19 protein-coding genes are annotated in these 17,856 nt (G+C 72.6%); 8 read left to right on the top strand and 11 right to left on the bottom strand.

All coding sequences use genetic code 11. From position 1 onward, the window contains the following. Window positions 1-2: 2 nt before the first annotated feature. The 8 genes from OHT77_RS28955 to OHT77_RS28990 are packed head-to-tail and all read right to left on the bottom strand — an operon-like array spanning window position 3 to window position 9,296. Window positions 3-635: a lipopolysaccharide biosynthesis protein gene (locus OHT77_RS28955; protein WP_328831354.1), complete on the bottom strand. Its 633-nt coding sequence runs from the start codon at window positions 633-635 to the stop codon at window positions 3-5. Further along, window positions 632-1,783, bottom strand: coding sequence for a glycosyltransferase (locus tag OHT77_RS28960; protein WP_328831355.1), 1,152 nt, complete (start codon window positions 1,781-1,783; stop codon window positions 632-634). The genes OHT77_RS28955 and OHT77_RS28960 overlap by 4 nt, the downstream gene beginning before the upstream one ends. Next, a complete protein-coding gene (locus OHT77_RS28965) occupies window positions 1,780-2,538 on the bottom strand; it encodes a polysaccharide deacetylase family protein (RefSeq protein WP_328831356.1) in 759 nt (252 codons plus the stop codon). Before OHT77_RS28965 ends, OHT77_RS28960 begins: the two co-directional genes overlap by 4 nt. Then, window positions 2,522-4,234, bottom strand: coding sequence for a murein biosynthesis integral membrane protein MurJ (gene murJ / locus OHT77_RS28970; RefSeq protein ID WP_328831357.1), 1,713 nt, complete (start codon window positions 4,232-4,234; stop codon window positions 2,522-2,524). Before murJ ends, OHT77_RS28965 begins: the two co-directional genes overlap by 17 nt. After that, on the bottom strand, window positions 4,231-5,565 hold the full coding sequence (locus OHT77_RS28975; protein ID WP_328831358.1) for an O-antigen ligase family protein: 1,335 nt from the start codon (window positions 5,563-5,565) through the stop codon (window positions 4,231-4,233). Before OHT77_RS28975 ends, murJ begins: the two co-directional genes overlap by 4 nt. Window positions 5,566-5,568: 3 nt before the next feature. Beyond that, window positions 5,569-6,990, bottom strand: coding sequence for a sugar transferase (locus tag OHT77_RS28980; protein WP_328831359.1), 1,422 nt, complete (start codon window positions 6,988-6,990; stop codon window positions 5,569-5,571). After that, window positions 6,987-8,162, bottom strand: a complete 1,176-nt coding sequence (locus OHT77_RS28985; protein WP_328831360.1) for a glycosyltransferase — start codon at window positions 8,160-8,162, stop codon at window positions 6,987-6,989. Before OHT77_RS28985 ends, OHT77_RS28980 begins: the two co-directional genes overlap by 4 nt. Before the next feature lie 54 nt (window positions 8,163-8,216). Then, window positions 8,217-9,296, bottom strand: coding sequence for a DUF3344 domain-containing protein (locus tag OHT77_RS28990; RefSeq protein ID WP_328831361.1), 1,080 nt, complete (start codon window positions 9,294-9,296; stop codon window positions 8,217-8,219). A 253-nt stretch (window positions 9,297-9,549) separates the two neighbouring features. On the opposite strand from OHT77_RS28990, the gene chpG reads away from it, so the two are divergent. The 7 genes from chpG (at window position 9,550) to OHT77_RS29025 (ending at window position 14,010) form a co-directional block, all read left to right on the top strand. Continuing rightward, complete coding sequence (gene chpG / locus OHT77_RS28995) at window positions 9,550-9,789, top strand: chaplin ChpG (protein WP_266768802.1); 240 nt, start codon at window positions 9,550-9,552, stop codon at window positions 9,787-9,789. A gap of 257 nt (window positions 9,790-10,046) precedes the next feature. Next, window positions 10,047-10,736 carry a hypothetical protein gene (locus OHT77_RS29000; protein WP_328831362.1) on the top strand — a complete coding sequence of 230 codons (690 nt, stop codon included), beginning with the start codon at window positions 10,047-10,049 and terminating at the stop codon, window positions 10,734-10,736. 234 nt (window positions 10,737-10,970) lie between these two features. Beyond that, window positions 10,971-11,261: a hypothetical protein gene (locus OHT77_RS29005; protein ID WP_266768798.1), complete on the top strand. Its 291-nt coding sequence runs from the start codon at window positions 10,971-10,973 to the stop codon at window positions 11,259-11,261. Window positions 11,262-11,388: 127 nt separating this feature from the next. Beyond that, a complete protein-coding gene (locus OHT77_RS29010; RefSeq protein ID WP_266768796.1) occupies window positions 11,389-11,886 on the top strand; it encodes a DUF5949 family protein in 498 nt (165 codons plus the stop codon). A gap of 163 nt (window positions 11,887-12,049) precedes the next feature. Next, window positions 12,050-12,565: a hypothetical protein gene (locus tag OHT77_RS29015; protein WP_266768795.1), complete on the top strand. Its 516-nt coding sequence runs from the start codon at window positions 12,050-12,052 to the stop codon at window positions 12,563-12,565. 160 nt (window positions 12,566-12,725) lie between these two features. Next, window positions 12,726-13,160: a tyrosinase family oxidase copper chaperone gene (locus OHT77_RS29020; protein ID WP_328831363.1), complete on the top strand. Its 435-nt coding sequence runs from the start codon at window positions 12,726-12,728 to the stop codon at window positions 13,158-13,160. Further along, complete coding sequence (locus OHT77_RS29025; RefSeq protein WP_328831364.1) at window positions 13,144-14,010, top strand: tyrosinase family protein; 867 nt, start codon at window positions 13,144-13,146, stop codon at window positions 14,008-14,010. The genes OHT77_RS29020 and OHT77_RS29025 overlap by 17 nt, the downstream gene beginning before the upstream one ends. An 80-nt stretch (window positions 14,011-14,090) precedes the next feature. Here the strand turns inward: OHT77_RS29025 and OHT77_RS29030 are convergent, their stop codons facing one another. Next, window positions 14,091-14,390 carry a chaplin gene (locus OHT77_RS29030; RefSeq protein WP_266768789.1) on the bottom strand — a complete coding sequence of 100 codons (300 nt, stop codon included), beginning with the start codon at window positions 14,388-14,390 and terminating at the stop codon, window positions 14,091-14,093. Between the two features lie 197 nt (window positions 14,391-14,587). On the opposite strand from OHT77_RS29030, the gene OHT77_RS29035 reads away from it, so the two are divergent. After that, entirely contained in the window at window positions 14,588-15,130 is a 543-nt protein-coding gene (locus OHT77_RS29035) for a DUF2087 domain-containing protein (RefSeq protein ID WP_328831366.1), read from the top strand. A gap of 43 nt (window positions 15,131-15,173) precedes the next feature. Here the strand turns inward: OHT77_RS29035 and OHT77_RS29040 are convergent, their stop codons facing one another. Then, window positions 15,174-16,133 (bottom strand): D-2-hydroxyacid dehydrogenase family protein, encoded by a 960-nt coding sequence (locus OHT77_RS29040; RefSeq protein WP_328831367.1) that lies wholly within the window; start codon window positions 16,131-16,133, stop codon window positions 15,174-15,176. A gap of 40 nt (window positions 16,134-16,173) precedes the next feature. Further along, window positions 16,174-17,712 (bottom strand): APC family permease, encoded by a 1,539-nt coding sequence (locus tag OHT77_RS29045; RefSeq protein ID WP_328831368.1) that lies wholly within the window; start codon window positions 17,710-17,712, stop codon window positions 16,174-16,176. Window positions 17,713-17,856 lie beyond the last annotated feature (144 nt).

The following is a 17,856-nucleotide window of genomic DNA, read 5'->3' on the forward strand; positions in this document are numbered from 1 at the left end:
TGTCACAGGACGTCGGCCGCGGTGGCCGGGCTGGGGACGGAGGCGGGGCGGCCGGTCTCGTCGGTGGAGCGGCGCGGGCGGACGAGCAGCAGCAGACCGCCGAGGAGGCCTCCCGCGCTCGCGCCGACCAGGCCGGTCACCGCGGCCGAGGCGGAGGAGGGGCCGGCCGGCTTGATGGCGCGGGCGAAGGTCTGGAGTTCGACGTGGGTCGAGTCCTTCGCGTCGTTCGCGTGCACGGTCAGCGAGCGGGACACGGCGTTGGCCATGTCGGCGGCGAGGTCCGCGCGCGAGGAGGTGGCCGTGACGGCGACCATCGGCGCGTCGGGCGAGGTGGCCGTCTGCACGCTCGACTGGAGCGTCTTCACCGGCACGCCCGCCCACACCTGCGCGTCCCCGAGCACCGCGAGCTGGGTGGCGACCCGGCCGTAGGCCTGCGCGAAGCCGAGCGCGGTGGAGGAGTCGGCCTTGTCGGTGGGGACGGCGATGACGTAGCTGGTGGCCGTGTACGTCGGGGTCTTGACGACGCCGTACGCCCCGCCGAGCAGGCCGCCGGTCACGGCGCCGGCCGCGAGGAGGGTCCAGGCCGGGAGGGCTTTCGCGCGGCTGAGGGGGAGGTGCTGTCGGATCTCGGTCATGAGGAACTGGCTCCCTGGGGTACGGGGGACGGCGACGTGGTGGAGACCGCCGCGTACACGTCCATGAGGTGGGCGGCGCTGCGGGTGATGCAGTAGTGGTGGGCGGCGTCCGGGGCGGTGCGCGGACGCGGGCCCTGCGCGCGGGCCGCCGCCAGCGCGCGGGCGAAGACCTCGGGGCCGCCCTGCACCCGGCGGGCGGCGGGCGCGGCCTGCGGGGGGAGGTCCTCGATGGCGGGGCAGGACGCGTAGAGCACGGGCAGCCCGGACGCCAGTCCCTCCACGACCGCCAGGCCGAAGGCCTCCTCGGGGGACGGCGACGCGAGCAGGTCCATCGCGGCGGTGAGGGAAGGCAGGTCGGGGCCCGGGGTGCCGTCCGGCACGTAGGGGCGTTCGCCGGTGAACAGGACCCGGTCGGCGACCCCGTAGTCGTGGGCCGTGCGGCGCAGGAGGTTCTCCTCGGTGCCGCCGCCGACCAGCAACAGCCAGTAGTCGTCCGGGAGTTGGGCCAACGCGCGGATCAGTACGTCGAAGCGTTTGCCTGCGGCGAGGCGGCCGATGCCGCCGATGACGTACGCGCCCTCGGGGAGGCCGAGGCGTTGGCGGGTGCGCAGGCGCTGGACCGGGTCGAAGCGGAAGCGGGCCAGGTCGATGCCGTTCGGGACGACCTCGATGCGCGGGCCCGGTACGCCCCAGCGCTTGAGGCGTTCGGCGACCGTGGGGGAGACGGCGACCGTGGAGCGGCCCAACCGCTCGCTGGCGAGGTACAGGGCGCGGACCCCGGCGCTGAGGTCGCGGCCCTCCATCTGCGAGTCGCCCAGGGAGTGTTCGGTGGCGACGACCGCCTTCACGCCCGCGATCCGGGCGGCGAGCCGGCCGTAGACGCAGGCGCGGTAGAGGTGGGTGTGGACGAGGTCGTAGCGGCCGGTGCGGATGAGGCGGACCAGGCGGGGGAGGGCGGCGAGGTCGCGGTTGCCGGTCATGCCGAGGTGGAAGACGCGCACCCCGTCGGCGGTCAGGCCGTCGGCGACCGCGCCCGGGTTGGTGAGCGTCACGACATCGCAGTCGACCGGCAAATGGCGTACCAGCAGCCGCAGTTGCTGCTCGGCGCCGCCGACGCCGAGCCCGGTGATGATGTGCAGCGCCTTCATGCGAGGCCCTCCACCGGGCGGCGGCGCAGGCGGTGCAGCCGGTACTTGAGGAAGAGGCGTACGGCGGTGTCGTTCTGGCCGATGTGGACGCGGGGGAGCGCGTGCGGGCCGTTGAGTTCGCCGGGGTCGATGGCGCAGGCGTAGGCGTAACCGGCCGCGCGGACGGCGTCCATCGCGCGGGAGTCGATCGTGCCGTAGGGGTAACAGAAGCCGCCCACGGGGGAGTTGGTCAACTCCCGGAGCCGTGAGCGGCTTTCGGTGACCTCGGCGTGCAGGGTGTCGTCGTCCGCCTTGGTGAGGTCGACGTGGGTGAGGCCGTGCGAGCCGATCTCCACACCCCCGGCGGCCGCCTGGCGGATGCCGTCGGCGGTGAGGAGGGGTTTGCGGGGGCCCTGCGGATCCCAGGCGTTGTCGCCGCCGAGCCTGCCGGGGAGGACGAAGAGGGTGGCACCGCAGCCCCAACGGGACAGCAGCGGCAGGGCGTTGTCGACGAAGTCGGCGTACCCGTCGTCGAAGGTGAGACCGACCAGGCCCTGGCCCTCGCCCCGGGCGCGGGCGGCGAGCAGGTCGGTCATGGAGACGCCCCGCAGACCGCGCCCGCGCAGCCACCTCAGCTGCTGTGCGAGGCGGTCGGGGGACACCGTGATGCGGTAGGGGTCGTCGGAGCAGTCGCCCACGGAGTGGTACATCGCCACCCACGGGACCGGGCCCGTGACGCGTCTGCCGGTGGTCGGGGAATCAACGGAAGCGGCCATGCGAGAGCCTTCGTGTGACGGAGCGTACGGATTCCAGTGCGGGTGCGAAGCCCTGGGCGCCCAGGGCCCAGCCGAGCAGGACGAAGACGACGGTGACGGTGGTGCAGCCGACGGTGAGACCGAGCAGCGGGGACGGCAGCGCGTGGGCGACGAACGCCCCCGCGATGGTGGCGATCACGGCCGCGCGCACCGGCCGGGACAGTTCGATCAGGACCTGCCGGGTGCGGATCGGGACGCTGCGCGGGCCCGATCCGTACAGCAGGAGTACGGCGGTGAAGGTGATGCCGGCGGCGTTGGCGACGGTGATGCCGATGACGCCCCAGGAATCGACCGACCAGGCGCCGATCCAGGTGGTGACGACGATGCCGGCGGCCATCGCGCCGAGCGGGTACCAGGTGGGGCGGCCCGCCGAGAAGTACGAGCGGACCAGGACGCCGACCAGGGTCTGGCCGAGCAGTCCGAGCGCGTACACGCGCATCACGCCGGCCGTGGCCGCGGTGTCGTGCGCGGTGAACGCGCCGCGCTGGAAGAGGAGTTGGATGATCTGCGGGGCACAGGCGATCACCGTGGCGGCGCCCAGCAGCACCAGGCAGGAGGCGAGGGCGAGATCCCGCTCCACCCGGTCCCGGGCCTTCTCCGTGTCGCCCTCGGCGAGCGCCCGCGCGACCACCGGGAAGGTGACCGTGCACAGCATCAGCGAGAGCACCATCGGCATCTGGGCGACCTTCTGCGCGTAGTTCAGATGCGAGATGGCGCCTGCCGGGAGGTTGGAGGCCAGGAAGCGCTCGATGAGCACCTGGGACTGGCGGCACAGCGCGAAGAGCAGCACCGTGGCCATCAGGGCGAGGTTCATCGGGCGGGGCTCGGCGGGGCGTGTGTCCGGGGTGGCGGGCTTGTGGCTCGTCAACTGACGCCACAAGGAGGGGAGTTGGGTGAGCACCATCAGGAAGCCGCCCGCTGCCACGCCGAGGGCCGCCGAGCGGACGCCCCAGCGGGCGCCGAAGGCGTACATCCCGGCGATGATGCCGATGTTGTACGCCACGTAGATCGCGGCCGGGGCCACGAAGCGGCGGTGGGCTCGGAGGGCCGCGCTGCAGTAGCCGGCGAGGCCGAAGCTGAGGACGCAGGTGGCGGTGAGGCGGGTGCAGCTGATGGCCAGCGCGGGGTTCGGCAGGCCGGGAGCCAGGGCTTCCACCAGGTAGGGGGCTGTGCCGATGAGCAGCGCCGAGACCGCGATGAAGGCCAGGGTCAGGCGGGGGAGCGTGGTGGCCACCAGGGAGCGGACCGGGTCGCCCGGGGCGCCCTGGGCTCTGCGGGCGAGGGCCATGCTGAACGCCGGGATCAGGGCGAAGGCGAGGCCGTCCTCGATCAGGAGGGTGGCGGCGAACTCCGGGATCGTCCAGGCGACGAGGAAGGCGTCCGTCTCGCTGCCCGCGCCGAAGAGGCGGGCCAGGGACTGGTCTCTGGCGAGGCCCAGGAGGGAGCCGGTGAGGGAGAGGGCGGCGGTGATCAGGGCGGCCTTGGCGAGGAAGCCGCGGGAGTCCGGGGTGGGGGTGTGGTCGGGGGAGGGGGGTTGGGTGGGGATCTGGGTGGGGTCGGTGGGTGGTTGGGTGCCGCGTGGTGGGGGCTGGTCGCGCAGTTCCCCGCGCCCCTTCAGCGGGGTGGTGCCGGCCGGTGTCGGAGGCTTCACCGTCATCGGGTCAGGGCCCCTTCGGCGCTCACGGGGACCGGAGTTGCCGCCGTGGGCCGGCTCTCCTCGTTCGCTCCCACCAGGGACCACCAGGCCGCCAGGCCGAAGACGACTGCTGTGAGGACTGTGGAGGGGCCGCCGATGTCCGCGTAGGCGAAGTCGACCAGTTGCCAGATCAGGAGGCCGGTGGAGACCAGGGCGCAGTCCAGGGACGGGAGTTGGGCGCGGTGGACCCGGAAGAGGCCGCGGAGTGCGCACACCAGGAGGGCCAGCCAGCTGCCGGCCAGGGTGAGGAGGCCGAGGAGGCCCTGTTCGCTGAGGACCAGGAGGTACATGTTGTGGGGGGAGAGCAGGGGCTGTTTGAGGAAGGCGGCGCCCGCGCCCTCCGTGTCGCTGCCCGAGGACAGGGCCAACGACGCGTTGCCGTCGCGGTGTTCGGGGAAGCCCTTCAAGCCGACGCCGGTCAGCGGGTGTTCGCGCCACATCGCCGTCGCCGCCGCCCACATCGTGTAGCGGTCGATCACCGACTGGTCGGGGGCGTCGGTGACTTGGGTGATGCTGTCGATCCGCTCCTGGAGCATCGACGTGCCGACGCCGAAGCCGCCGACGAGGACCACGGCCGCCGCCGTCACCGCCGCCGCCACCTTCAGGGCGCGGCGCAGGCCCGCCAGGGCCAGGAGCAGCGCGCAGGTCGCGGCCGTCGCGATCCACGCGCCGCGGCTGAAGGAGAGGGCGAGGGGGAGGAGGAGGGCGAAGGCGCAGGCTGCTGCAACTGTCCGTTGGCGGGCGTCCTTTCGGCCCAGCGCCAGGGCCAGGGCGCAGATCAGGCCGAAGGACACGACCGTCGCCATGCCCATCACGTCGGTCGGGCCGAAGGTGCCCACCGCGCGGATGTCCTCGCCCTGGTAGGACGCGCCGGTCGCGGTGACGTACTGCTTGACGCCGATCGCCCCCTGCCACACCGCGAGGGCGACGAACGACCAGGCCAGGACGCGGAAGTCGCGGCGGTCCCGGATCAGCAGCACGACCGCCGCCGGGACCAGCACGAAGATCTGGAGGTAGCGGCCCAGGCCGCCGAGGCCCGCGCCCGGTGAGGACGCGTCCATCGCGGCGATCGACAGACCGAGGACCGGAAGTCCCATGACCAGCATGGCCGTTGGGGTCAGCGGGCGGCGGCGGTCGCGCAGCAGGCGGATCGCGCAGTACAGCACCACCAGGCCGGAGACCGCGTCGGCCGGACCGGCGCCGCTCTCGCCCGGGGTGAGCGGCAGCCCGAGCAGGGCGATCACGGCGATGACCGGCAGGACGGGCGCGAACGTGCGGACTCGGTGGTTCACGGCTCAGCTCCCGGTCGGACGTACGAGCGCGGTCACCGTGCGGGCCAGGATGCAGATGTCCTGCCACAGCGACCAGTTGTCGATGTACGCGTTGTCGAACCGGCAGCGGTCCTCGATCGAGGTGTCGCCGCGCAGCCCGTGGATCTGGGCGAGGCCGGTGATGCCGGTCCGCATCCGGTGACGGGCCGCGTAGCCGGGATAGGTCTGACTGAACTGGGCGACGAAATAAGGGCGTTCGGGGCGCGGGCCGACCAGGCTCATGTCGCCGGAGAGGACGTTCCACAGCTGGAGGAGTTCGTCCAGCGAGGTCTCGCGCAGGAAGCGGCAGAAGCGGCTCATCTGCGGCTCGCGGGCGACGCTCCAGCGGGTGGCCGCCTCGTGCTCGTCGACCGGGCGGTGGGTGCGGAACTTCAGCAGGGTGAAGGGGCGTCCGTCCTTGCCGATGCGCTCCTGGCGGAAGACGACCCCGGGTCCGTCGGTGAGCCGCAGGACCACCGCGCACACCAGCAGCAGCGGGCTGACCAGCAGAAGCAGGGTCCCGGACACCAGCACGTCCAGGGTCCGCTTGCCGAGGCTGCCCGGCCGCCGCGAGCCCAACTCCAGCCTGCGGCAGGCGAATCCGGCGAGCTGGTCGCGCACCTCGTAGGAGGGCGAGTCGGCGTCGACCTCCCAGACCGCGCAGCCCGACTCCGCCAACGCCCGCAGCAGGGGCCCGCGTTCGGACCGTACGGAGGGATGGACGGTGAGGACGGCCCGTACGCCGTTCTGGATGAGGGCGCGTTCGACCTCCTCGCCGGTGGTCAGCACGGGCAGGCCCTCGGCGCCGTCCGGGTGGTCGGCGACGATGCCGACCGGCTCGATCCCGCACGCCGGGTGGCGCAGTACGGCGGCGGCCACGCGCTGCGCGGTCGTCGCCGGGCCGATCACCAGGGCGGAGCGGGGGTGGCTGCGCAGGGCCTTGCGGCGGCGCCGGTGCACCGCGCCGCGGGCCGCGCAGCTCGCCGCCGTCTGCAGGGCGAAGCCGAGGAGCAGGGTGCGCGGGGACAGCGCGCGGTCGGGGTCGTAGGCCGCGGTGAGGGTGCCGAGGGCGAGCCAGGCGACGGCGATCCGGCCGCAGACGGCGGGCAGTTCGTCGAGGACGCGCGGTACGGCCCGGGGAAGGTGCGGGCGCAGCAGCATCGACGCGGCGATCAGCAGGGCGATCAGGAGCGGTCTGCGCCGGCCGCCGGTGAGCGCGAGGGCGCCCACCACGGCGGCGACGAGGTCCGCGGCCAGCAGCGGCAGCGGTGAGACCGGTCGCGCGGGCGGGCGGCGGACCGGGAACCGGAAACCGCCGCCGGTGCGGCGGGGGATGACCGAGACGTTCGAGAATCCGAGGTCCCGTGGCTGTCCGCCGGGGGAGGGGACGGTGCTTTCCGCAGTCACGAGTGGATGGACTCCCTGCACTCGGTGGGCACGACGGGTTTACCGCCGAGGAGGTCGCGGTAGACGCCCGCGACCGCCTCGGCGGAGTGCCGCACGTCGTGCGTGGACTGGACGTACCGGCGTCCCTGGTGGCCGAGGGACTCGCGCAGCAGCGGGTCGAGCAGCAGCTCGGCGACGGCTCCGGACAGCACGGCGGGGTTCTCGGCCGGGACCAGGCAGCGGGGCGCGAGGGCCGGGGGCAGGCTCTCGCGGGCGCCGGCGACATCGGTGACGACGACGGGCCGCCCGCAGGCCATCGCCTCCAGCGGGGCGAGCGCCATGCCCTCCCAGCGCGAGGCCAGCACCACCAGGTCGGCGGCCTGGTACCAGGGCATGGGATCAGAGACGGCTCCCGCGAACAGCACGGAATCCGGGGCGAGTTCACGCAGCGCGTCCCGGTCGGGCCCGTCGCCGACGAGTACGAGCCGCGCCTTCGGCACCCGCCGCAGGACCTCGTCCCACGCCGTCAGCAGGACGTCCTGGCCCTTCTGCCGGCACAGCCGCCCCACGCACACCACCAGCGGCGCCGCGGGATCGACCCCGGCGAGCTGCTCGATCCCGGCCCGTACGGTGTCGACGGCGGCCGGGTGGAAGCGCTCGGTGTCGATGCCGTTGGGGATCACGCTCCAGCGGCCCGTGACCCCGGCCCGCAGCCCGGTCGTACGCTCCGCCTCGCTCACGCACACCGTCCGGGTGGCCCAGCGGGCACCCCGGCGCTCCCAGCCGGTCGCGAGGGTGGCGGTGATCCCGCCGACCGCCTCGAACGACCAGGCGTGCGGCTGGAACACGGTCGGGATCCGCCCCCGCACCGCGAGCCGCCCGGCCAGTCCGGCCTTCGCGCTGTGCGCGTGCACCAGGTCGGGCCGCACCTCCTCGACCACCCGGGCGAGCCGCCGTACCTCGGAGACGAGCGAGGGACCCGGCGACCGGGTGGCCTCCCACAGCCGTACGTCGGCGCCGAGCGCCCTGATCCCGTCCGCGAGGGTGCCGCCGGCCGGGCAGGCGACCGTGACGTGCAGGCCGGACGCGAGCTGAGCGCGGGTCAGATCCGTGACGACACGGGCGACCCCGCCGTCCACGGGCTGGGCGAGGTGCAGGACCCGTGGTCGAGGGTCGGTGGCTGGCTGGTGCATTGCGCGGTTTCCTCGCTCACGGGTGGCGCTCGGGACTGCGGGCGGGAACGCGCCTCACTGCTGGGCGTCGACGGCGACGAAGAGCGCCCCGAACCACGCCGCGTCCCGGTGGGAAACGAGCCGGAAGGCCAGCTGGTCACCGCCGGGACGCAGCGCCTTGCCGAGATCGAACACATCGGAGTCGTAGCCGAGCGTGTTCGCATACGCGGGCGCACGCTCCACGGGTGCCGCCGCCGGGTCGCTGATCGTGGAATTCAGCACGTCGTCACGGGGGTTGGCGCCGTCGCCGAGCGCGATGGCGTTCGTACGACCGGTCGAGAGCGTGAGCGAATCCCCGGTGCGGCCGCGATCCCCGTTGTACGCCACCACGCCGGCGCGTCCCCCGGCGTGCGCGGGCACACGCACCCCGCGCATACGGAGTTCCGCGCCGTTACGGGCGCCCAGTGCGTCGAAGCCGTCCCACAACTCCAGCCGCCGCAGCGGCTCCTGCGGCTTCTCGTACGCGACGACCAGGGTCCAGCCGCCCCACGCGCCGGCCGCGGACTTCCCCATCGCGGTGTTGACCTGGGCCACCGTGTAGAGGCCCGAACCGCTGTCGCGGACCAGCTTGGTGACGTCCGCCGAGGCCTGGAACGCGTCGGCGCCGCCCGCCACCCGGTGTCCTACGACCGTGTCCGCGAGGACCGCCTTGTAGTCGCCGCCGGGCTCCGCGATCAGCACCCGCCCGTCGTCCTTGGGCGGCTTCTGCTCGCCGACGCGGAGGTTGCCGCCCCAGTACAGACGCGCGTAGGTGGCCCGGGCGCCCTCGGGCAGCCGGACCTCCGCGCGCGAGGAGTTGTAGGTGTTGGGGTCGCTGTCGACGTCGACGTAGAACATGTCGAAGTCGCCGTTCACCGCCGCCTGTCCCTCGCGTACGGCGGGGCAGGCGGCCGAGTTCTGGCGGCAGCTGATGGAGGTGTTGGCCGCGCGGACGATGCCGCCGTGCTGGAGCGCGTGGTAGCGCTGGGCGAACGGGACGCGCCCGGCCTCGGGGGCGGGCGGGGCGGACGCGGCGGCGGCCGGGGCCCAGATCGTGGCGAGGGCGAGAGCGCCCGTCGACGCCCGGCGCAGCAGCGGACCCAGGGAATTGCGCATGACCGGCGTTGCCCTTTCGGGAAGTACGGCCCCTATGTGCGATGTGATGGCTATAGGGGTACTTCGGGAGGTGCGCAACTCTAGTGGCTATCCGTATTAATCCTGCGAAACCCGACAAGTGTGTCGGAATGGTGAAGTTCGGCCTCCGGGACATCACCCCATTGGCGGCACAACCCCTGTGGGAGTCGCGCGTTGACACAGCGCCGGGCATCCCCGTCCGGATGTTTGTTTCAACCCCAAGGAGCACCTCTCCATGTCGCGTATCGCGAAGGGCCTGGTCCTGACCTCCGTTGCCGCAGCCGCCATGGCGGGCACCGCCGGCATCGCCGCCGCCGACAGCGACGCGCACGGCGCCGCTGCCCACTCCCCGGGCGTGCTGTCGGGCAACGTCGTCCAGGTTCCGGTCCACATCCCGGTCAACGTCTGCGGCAACACCGTCAACGTCATCGGCCTGCTGAACCCGGCCTTCGGCAACACCTGCGTCAACGGCTGACGTCCGCGCGCATCCCTTCGACCGGCCGTTCCCCCGTGGTTTCCGCGGAGGGACGGCCGGTTGGCGTTGGGGCGTGTTGCCCCGAATGGGCGGTAGCGGCTCCGGCCCGGCGCCACGGTCTTGACATGGCCCTCACCAGGCACGACGTCGAACCCGGGCCTGACGGGCGGTCACCCGGCGCGTCCGACCGGTTGCAGATGGTGGTGAGCGCTTTCACGGTGGGCTCAAGATCCGAAGCACCACCGAAAGGAACACCCATGCGTGGTCTGCCCGCACGGCGCGTCGCGTCCTCCGTGCTCTGTGCCACCGTCCTGATCGGCATCGCCGGCCCCGCGGCCGTCGCGGCCGACAACGACTCGGCGCGGAAGCACGTCCACGCCGCGTCGAGCGCGCCGGTCCCCAACGCTGACGCACTGCTCGCCCAGGTCAAGAGCCTCGGCGACGTCGGCGGCGTCCTCACCCCCGTCACCGACCTGCTGACCCAGGCGCTCAAGGCCGACAACGGCCAGCTCTCCGCCGACAAGGCGAAGTCCCTGGGCGACGCCGTCACCGCCGCCATCGCCAAGATCACCGCGGCGGCGCCGGCCGCCCCGGCGGTCCCCGCGGCGCCCGCCGTGCCCGCCGCGCCCGCGGTCCCCGCGCTGCCCTCGCTCAAGAGCGCCGACGACGCCAAGGCCAAGGCACCCGCCGACCTCGCCGGTGACGCGCTCGCCTCGCTGCAGAAGGCGGTCGCCACGCTGCTCGCCGCGGTCACCTCCGGCAATGTCGCCGGCGTCGTCCCGGCGGTCACCGGGGTGGTGACGGGCCTCGTCAACGTCGTCGCCGCCACGCTGCTCGGCGGCGGTCTGCCCGCGCCGAGCCTGCCCGGTCTGCCCGCGCTGCCGTCGCTCCCGTCGACGTCCTCGCTCCCGGCGGTACCGGCCGTTCCCGCGGTTCCCGGCGTGTGACACGAGCAGTCGTACAAAGGCCGTCGGGCCGGTCCCCTTTCCGGGGTCGGCCCGACGGTCTTTTCCGTGTCACGGCCCTTTCATATGAGGATGGGAAACGCCGATGAGACACACTCCGCATTCGGGTGGGCAGCAGAAATTTTCTGCGCACGGGGTTTCCGGCCACGCAGGAACTCGTTACACACGGCGACAGAATTCGCTCTGGTGACATGAGTTGCCGAAGAAAGGAACACGATGAAGTCCCTGAAGGCTGCCGCTGTCGTTGCCGGGTCCGTCGTCCTCGCCGGTGCCGCCGCGCCCGCGTTCGCCTACAGCCCCGCCGACGTGACGCCCACCAGCCTCACCGGCGCCGTCAACACCCTCACCAGTGGTCAGCTCCAGCCCGCCGACGTGATGCCGCTGCAGCACCAGTCGGACGCGCTCGACACCGAGAACAAGGGCTCCGCGCTCAACACCGTCAAGGGTGCGACCGGCGCGCTGAACCAGCACAACCCGCTGCTCGGCGGTCTGCCCCTGCAGAGCTGAGTCTCCCCGGTGCTGTTCGAGGGGCGTCGAGAGGCGTCCCTCGTTCGTGTGGCGGGGCGACCGCGCCATCGGCCGGACGGGTGAGAACGCGTCAGGTGCTCTTCCGGCCCGTCGATAAGGTCGCGCGGTGACCTCAACCTCAAGCGAAACGCGCCCCTTCCGCGTCGCCGACCTCGGCACCCTCGTCGTCCTGGCGTGGAGCGGCGAGGCCCCCGACGGGGACATGCCCTACCTCCTCGCCTACACCCTGGGCGACGCCGCGGACGGCCCCGAGGCCGCCACCGCCGCCGTGGAACGGCTGCTGACCGACAACCAGCTCCCGGTCGGCGGCAACGTCGTCGACGGCTCCACCCGGCCCAGCCTGCCGATCACCATGCTCGTCGAGGGCGGGCAGGCCGTCCTCAACATGCCGCAGCTCAACGCCCAGTGCGTGCCGCCGCCCGAGTGGCTCGCGGCGGTCGGCGAACGCGGCTTCGCCTACCTGGTGTTCACCACCCGCCCCTGGCCCGAGGCCGAGCCGGGCAAGGCCGTCACCCCCGAGGCGCTGGCCGAGTTCGCCGGCTCCGAGGAGACCCTCAACGCCGCCGCGCACATCATCCTGCCCGCCCGGAGCCTGCGCGGCTGACGACCGGACAGCGGGCGGGAATGACGAGTTCCGGCCCGCTGGCGGGAATTCCGGAAAGCTGACTACTACGGCACCCGGGGGAATCTTGAACTGATGTCCTCCCCGGTCTCGTTACCCGGTCAGCACGCAGAGCTTCCGCATTCCGAAAGGGACCGTACTCGAGATGAAGTCGACCACCCGAGGAACCATCGCCGCCGTCCTCACGGCCGTCGCGGCCGCGGCCGGTGCCGCCGCGACCCCCGCCGCCGCGCTCGGCTCGGTTCCCGTGCCCGTGCCGCTCGGGGGCGCGGAGAGCGCCCTCGGCATGGAACTCCCCAAGCTGGGCGGAGAGGTGCCGGTGCCCATGCCGGGCTCGCCCGAGGGCCCGCGGTACGTCGAGGGCCGCCTCATCCCCGAGCGGGTGCTGCCCCAGCTCCCGGTCCACGGCGGCCTCCCCGGCGCCGAGCTGCGCGCCCCGCTGCCGCACGTCCTCGGCGACGGCTTCGACCACCTCGGCCTCAGCGTCCCCGCCTCCGACCTGCGGACGGCGGCCCCCGGCCTGGCGCTGGACGCGCCGCTGACCCCGCCCAACCCCGACAACTTCGGCCTCCCGGACCTGAAGGCGCCCCAGCTGGGCGTCCTGGCGCCGGTGCTGCAGACCGTGCCGGGCGCGGACCTGGTCACGGGCGCCGGCCTCTGAGCCGTAGCGCGGGACGGACGAGGGCGGCCTTGGGGCCGGTACGGATGTGGGCCCGGGTGGTGCGACCCGGGCCCTTCCGTTTGCCGCGGTGACGGTGACCGCGCGGGGTGCCGGGCGGTTAGGCCCTCGAACGAGCCGTACCGGACGAGGGAGTTGGGCCATGAGCGTGAGCGTCGGCGGAGTGCGGGTGGGCGGGACGCCGGTGAGACCAGGGCCGGTGCGCAGGACGCGGCGGGAGGCGCTGCGCGGGGTGTTCGGCGCCGCGCTCGCGGTGGCCCTGGTGCCCGTCGTCGCGGCCTCGCGGCCCACCCGCTCCGGGGAGGACCCGGGGGACACCGCCTTCGACGAGACGTACCGGGGCCGTCGTATCCACGGCGTGCTGAAGGACGGCTGGCAGGTCACCGTGGACGGGCGGCCGCTGCATCTGATGCGCCGGGCCGACGGCACCTGGCTGAGCATGGTCGACCACTACCGCTCGTACCCCACCGCCCTGGAGGCGACCCGGGCCGCCGTCGACGAGCTGAGCCCCGGCCGGGAGTTGAGCGAGGCGGACGCGCCGATGCACATGGGGGGAGACCATGGCGTACACGCGTAAGGACGTCAGCACCCTCACCGCCGCCGAGAAGCGACGGTTCGTGGCGGCGCTCCTGGAGATCAAACGGCGGGGCGAGTACGACGAGTTCGTGCGCACCCACATCGAGTTCTTCGTGCCCGACGGGGAGTACGGACTGCGCTCCGCGCACATGGCGCCCTCCTTCCTGCCCTGGCACCGGCAGTTCCTGCTCGACCTGGAGCGGGCGCTGCGCCGGGTCGACTCCTCGGTGACCGTGCCCTACTGGGACTGGACGCGGGACCGCTCGGCGACCGCCCTGCCCTGGACGAAGGACCTGCTCGGCGGCACCGGGCGGCGCTCCGACCACCAGGTGACGACCGGGCCGTTCGCGTACGCGGCGGGCAAGTGGAAGCTCACCGAGAACATCACCGACGAGCCGTACCTCACCCGGGACCTGGGCCGCGCGGGCTCCCCGATCGCGCTGCCGACGAAGCGCGACCTCGACGGGGCGCTCGCCGACCCGGTCTACGACGTCTCGCCCTGGGACTCGACCTGCCGCACCGGCTTCCGCAACCGGCTCGAGGGGTGGGGCACCGGGTCCGGCAGCGCGTCCTGGCGCAACCACAACCGGGTCCACAAATGGGTCGGCGGAGTGATGCTCGGCGGCGCCTCCGTCAACGACCCCGTGTTCTGGCTCCACCACGCCTTCATCGACCTGCAGTGGTCGCGCTGGCAGAGCAGGCACCGCGGCTCCCGCTACCTCCCGGCGAAACCCCCGGGGGCGGGCGACGACCAGGAGGGGCGGATCGTGGCCCGGCAGCAGAAGATGCCGCCGTGGGACGTGACACCGGAACAGCTGGAGGACGTCAGCGCCATCTACCGCTACGGCTGACCGGTCGCGGACACGGGAAGAGCCCCGGCGCCTGAGGTGCCGGGGCTCTTCGCGTACGTCCGTCCGCAGGTGCGGTCGGGTCAGTGGCCGTAGCCGTTGCCGCCGTAGCCCGGGCCGGGGTGGCCGGGGTTGCCGTGGCCGCTCACGTTGGCGCAGGTGTTGCCGAACGCCGGGTTCAGCAGGCCGATCACGCTGATCGTGTTGCCGCAGACGTTGACCGGGATGTGGACCGGGACCTGCACGACGTTGCCCGACAGGACGCCGGGCGAACCGACGGCCGCACCCTGCGCGCCCGCGTCCGCCATGGCCAGGCCGGCGCCGCTGAGCGCCACGGCACCCGTGCCGAGGGCGACCACGGCCGCCTTCGCGATGCGAGACATCACGTTCTCCTTTGGTTCGATGAGCACGGCGGCAGGACTCGCCACCGCACTTCGGGTTCAACGCGGCGGCGCATGGCTGGTAACGGCGCGAACGTGGGGATCACTCTTGGGGAACACGGCTTCGAGCGCCGGGAGCGGGTGTTCGGCGGCCGGAAAACCGGTGCCCCGGGCGGCCGGACGTCCACTAATCTCCGGCCATGGCAACCGACCAACTGTTCCGTCTGTTCGCCGAGCAGAACCGGGTGCGCGCCTTCGCGGCGGTCGCCCTGGGCGCCGAGACCTCCGAGCAGGTCGCCGAGGTGGCGGGCCTGACCCCGAAGGGCACGGCCCTCGCCCTTCTGCGGCTGCGCGAACAGGGCGTGGTGAAGACCCTGGACGACGGCGAACTCCGCGTCGACTACGACCTGTTCAGGAAGCTCGCCCGCGAGGACACCGAGCCGGTCGAGACCGGCCCGGTCACCGGCGACGAGCACACCGACATGATCCTGCGGACCTTCGTCCGGGGCGGCCGCCTCATCCGCCTCCCCGCCCAGTGGACCCGCAAGCAGGTGGTGCTCCAGCACATCGCCGAGCAGACCTTCGCACCCGGCGTCGAGTACCCCGAGCGCACGGTCAACGAGAAGCTGCGCGCCTGGTGCGAGGACGGAGAGGTCGACCATGTGACGCTCCGGCGCTACCTGGTGGACCTCCACCACCTGCGCCGGAGCGAGGGAATCTACCGGCGGCCGACCGCCGCGTGACGGTGAGTCCGCGACACGGCAGTTGTCGTACGGTCCGTGGTCGCTACGGCAGCTGTCGTACGGGTGAACCCGCCAGGTAGGCCTGGATGTTCTCGACCGCCTGGCCGTAGTACGTCGTGTAGTTGGCCCGCGAGACATAGCCGAGGTGCGGTGTCGCGAGCAGGCGCGGGGCCGTGCGGAGCGGGTGGTCGGCGGGGAGGGGTTCGGTGTCGAAGACGTCGAGGCCGGCACCCGCGATGCGGCCCTCGTGCAGGGCGGTGAGCAGGGCGTCCTGGTCGATGATCGCCGCGCGCGAGGTGTTGATCAGGTACGCCGTCGGTTTGAGGAGGGCGAGTTCGGCGGGGCCGAGGAGGCCCCGGGTGCGGTCGCCGAGGGCGAGGTGGACCGAGACGAAGTCGGCGGTCGTGAGCAACTCCTCCTTGGATGCGGCGAGTTGGACGCCGAACTCGTCCGCGCGCTCCTTCGTGAGGTGCTCGCTCCAGGCCGTGACGCGCATGCCGAAGGCCAGGCCCACCTGGGCGACGCGGCTGCCGATCCTGCCGAGGCCGAGGAGGCCCAGGGTGCGGCCGTGCAGGTCGGCACCGACCGTCTGCTGCCAAGGGCCGCCGTCGCGCAGGGAGTTGGCCTCTTCGACGAGTCCGCGGGCGAGGCCGAGCAGCAGGGCCCAGGTCAGTTCGACGGGCGGGGTCGAGGAGCTGGCCGTGCCGCAGACGGTGACGCCGTGGGCCCGCGCGGCGGCGTAGTCGATGACCGTGTTGCGCATGCCGGAGGCGATCAGCAGCTTCAGACGGGGGAGGCGGGCGAAGAGGGAGGCGGGAAAGGGGACGCGTTCGCGCAGGGTGACGACGATGTCGGCGGTGGCGAGGGCGGCGGCCAACTCGCCCTCGTCGCCGAGGTGTTCACGCAGGCTCACGACCTCCACGGGGTCCTTGAGCGGCGACCAGTCGGCGAGGTCGGTCGCCGCGTCCTGGTAGTCGTCGAGCACAACGCAGCGCAGGGGCACGGCAGTTCCTTGGATAGGTTCCCGGTGATCGTCCGGAACGCTACTCCTTGCTGAGCGAGAGCGAGTTGGCCGTGCGGGTCGGCTTGCCCAGGGCCCAGAAGAGGACGCCCAGCAGCATGAAGCCGAGCAGCGGTACGGCCTCCGTCAGCAGGTACTTCCAGCGCTCGGCGTGGGTCCAGCCGTCCGGGGCGTAGTCGCCGCCGAACCAGTGGTCGCCGAATCCCGGCGCGACCAACTGCACGCTGGCGAACAGGATGAGGACGGTGAGGACCGTGCTGATGGTGCGGGGGAAGGGCGCCTTGTAGGGGCGGGGCACGTCCGGGGCCTTGCGGCGCAGGACCGCGAGGGCCGGGAAGATGCCCAGGTAGCTGACCAGCGTGGTGGACACGGCGAGACCGAGGACCGCGCCGAAGAGCTTCGCCGCGCTGCCGTTGGTGAGCTGGTGGGCCAGCACCAGGACCAGGGTGGAGACCAGGCCGCTGAGGATGTTGACCCGGACCGGAGTGCCGAAGCGGCTGGAGATGACGCCGAGGAAGCGGGGTGCGGCGCCGTCGTAGCCGGAGACGGCGAGGGCGCGGTCGGAGCCCATGACCCAGGTGACGCCGGAGGACAGCACCGTGAGGATGAACAGGACCGCGGCGATGTCCCCGAGGACCGTGCCGGCGCCGCTGCTGGTGACGGTGCCGTCGGCGGTCACGTCACCGCCGTAGACGGTGAAGACCTGGCGGATCGCGTCGAGGAAGCCGCCGAGGCCCGTGATGGCCTTGACCGGGAGGACGAGGAGGATGCCGAGGATGGGGAGGGCGTAGAGGAGGACGGCGAGGGCGGCGCTGCGGAAGATCGCGAAGGGGACGTCCTTCTGGGCGTCGGTCATCTCGTCGCCCGCGGTGTTGGGGAGTTCGAAGCCGACGTAGTTGAACATCAGGACGGGCACCAGGCCGACGAAGCCCACGTAGGTCGGGGAGAAGTCGCCGGGGCCGAAGCCGTGCAGGCCGTGCTTGATGCCGTAGATGACGACGGTGATCGTGAAGAGGCCGAGGAGGACGAAGCGGCTCCAGGCGCCGATGGTGGGGATCCACTTGCCGACGTCGAAGGAGAGGATCGCGGCGAGGACGCCCACCCAGATGAAGACGAGGGCGAAGACGTAGAAGGCGGGAGTGCTGAGGTCCTTGCCGTCGTTGAAGAAGGTCGTGTACGCCGTCACGGCGGAGACGGCCAGGGTGCCGCCGAGCCAGACCGGGTTGGTGATCCAGTACAGGAAGTTGTTGACGGCGCCCGCGAGACGGCCGAAGGCGCGGCTGGTCCAGATGTACGGGCCGCCCTCCTCCGGAAACGCTGCGCCGAGCTCCGCGATCAGCAGCGCGGAGGGGATGAAGAACACCGCGGCCAGCACGATGAGCCAGGTGAAGGCCTCGGCGCCGGAGGAGGCCACCGTGCCGATCGTGTCGACGCCGACGATCGTGCACAGGAGGAAGAACAGGATGTCGAAACGGCCGAAGTGCTTGCGCAGCTTCTCCCGCTCGGTCTGGGCGGCGGTCGGCGCGCCGGCCGGCCCGGAGTCGATCTGACCAGCGGCCACCGGGGGCTCCTGAGGGTAGTGGGGACGGCACGGGGGGTGGGGAGGGGTGGGATTCGGCCAATGATCGGGCGCCTTGACGGAAGCCACAAGCGGGTGGGGCCAAGTCTTGACCATTACGTATCCACCGGGACGTATCGGAAACCG

Source organism: Streptomyces sp. NBC_00252 (genome assembly GCF_036187565.1).
Lineage (GTDB): Bacteria > Actinomycetota > Actinomycetes > Streptomycetales > Streptomycetaceae > Streptomyces.

Excerpts from the sequence above, each read along its gene's own strand:
- OHT77_RS28955 (WP_328831354.1), bottom strand. The coding sequence starts at position 635 with ATGACCGAGATCCGACAGCACCTCCCCCTCAGCCGCGCGAAAGCCCTC.
- OHT77_RS28960 (WP_328831355.1), bottom strand. The coding sequence starts at position 1,783 with ATGAAGGCGCTGCACATCATCACCGGGCTCGGCGTCGGCGGCGCCGAG.
- OHT77_RS28965 (WP_328831356.1), bottom strand. The coding sequence starts at position 2,538 with ATGGCCGCTTCCGTTGATTCCCCGACCACCGGCAGACGCGTCACGGGC.
- murJ (WP_328831357.1), bottom strand. The coding sequence starts at position 4,234 with ATGACGGTGAAGCCTCCGACACCGGCCGGCACCACCCCGCTGAAGGGG.
- OHT77_RS28985 (WP_328831360.1), bottom strand. The coding sequence starts at position 8,162 with ATGCACCAGCCAGCCACCGACCCTCGACCACGGGTCCTGCACCTCGCC.
- OHT77_RS28990 (WP_328831361.1), bottom strand. The coding sequence starts at position 9,296 with ATGCGCAATTCCCTGGGTCCGCTGCTGCGCCGGGCGTCGACGGGCGCT.
- chpG (WP_266768802.1), top strand. The coding sequence starts at position 9,550 with ATGTCGCGTATCGCGAAGGGCCTGGTCCTGACCTCCGTTGCCGCAGCC.
- OHT77_RS29000 (WP_328831362.1), top strand. The coding sequence starts at position 10,047 with ATGCGTGGTCTGCCCGCACGGCGCGTCGCGTCCTCCGTGCTCTGTGCC.
- OHT77_RS29005 (WP_266768798.1), top strand. The coding sequence starts at position 10,971 with ATGAAGTCCCTGAAGGCTGCCGCTGTCGTTGCCGGGTCCGTCGTCCTC.
- OHT77_RS29015 (WP_266768795.1), top strand. The coding sequence starts at position 12,050 with ATGAAGTCGACCACCCGAGGAACCATCGCCGCCGTCCTCACGGCCGTC.
- OHT77_RS29020 (WP_328831363.1), top strand. The coding sequence starts at position 12,726 with ATGAGCGTGAGCGTCGGCGGAGTGCGGGTGGGCGGGACGCCGGTGAGA.
- OHT77_RS29025 (WP_328831364.1), top strand. The coding sequence starts at position 13,144 with ATGGCGTACACGCGTAAGGACGTCAGCACCCTCACCGCCGCCGAGAAG.
- OHT77_RS29030 (WP_266768789.1), bottom strand. The coding sequence starts at position 14,390 with ATGTCTCGCATCGCGAAGGCGGCCGTGGTCGCCCTCGGCACGGGTGCC.
- OHT77_RS29035 (WP_328831366.1), top strand. The coding sequence starts at position 14,588 with ATGGCAACCGACCAACTGTTCCGTCTGTTCGCCGAGCAGAACCGGGTG.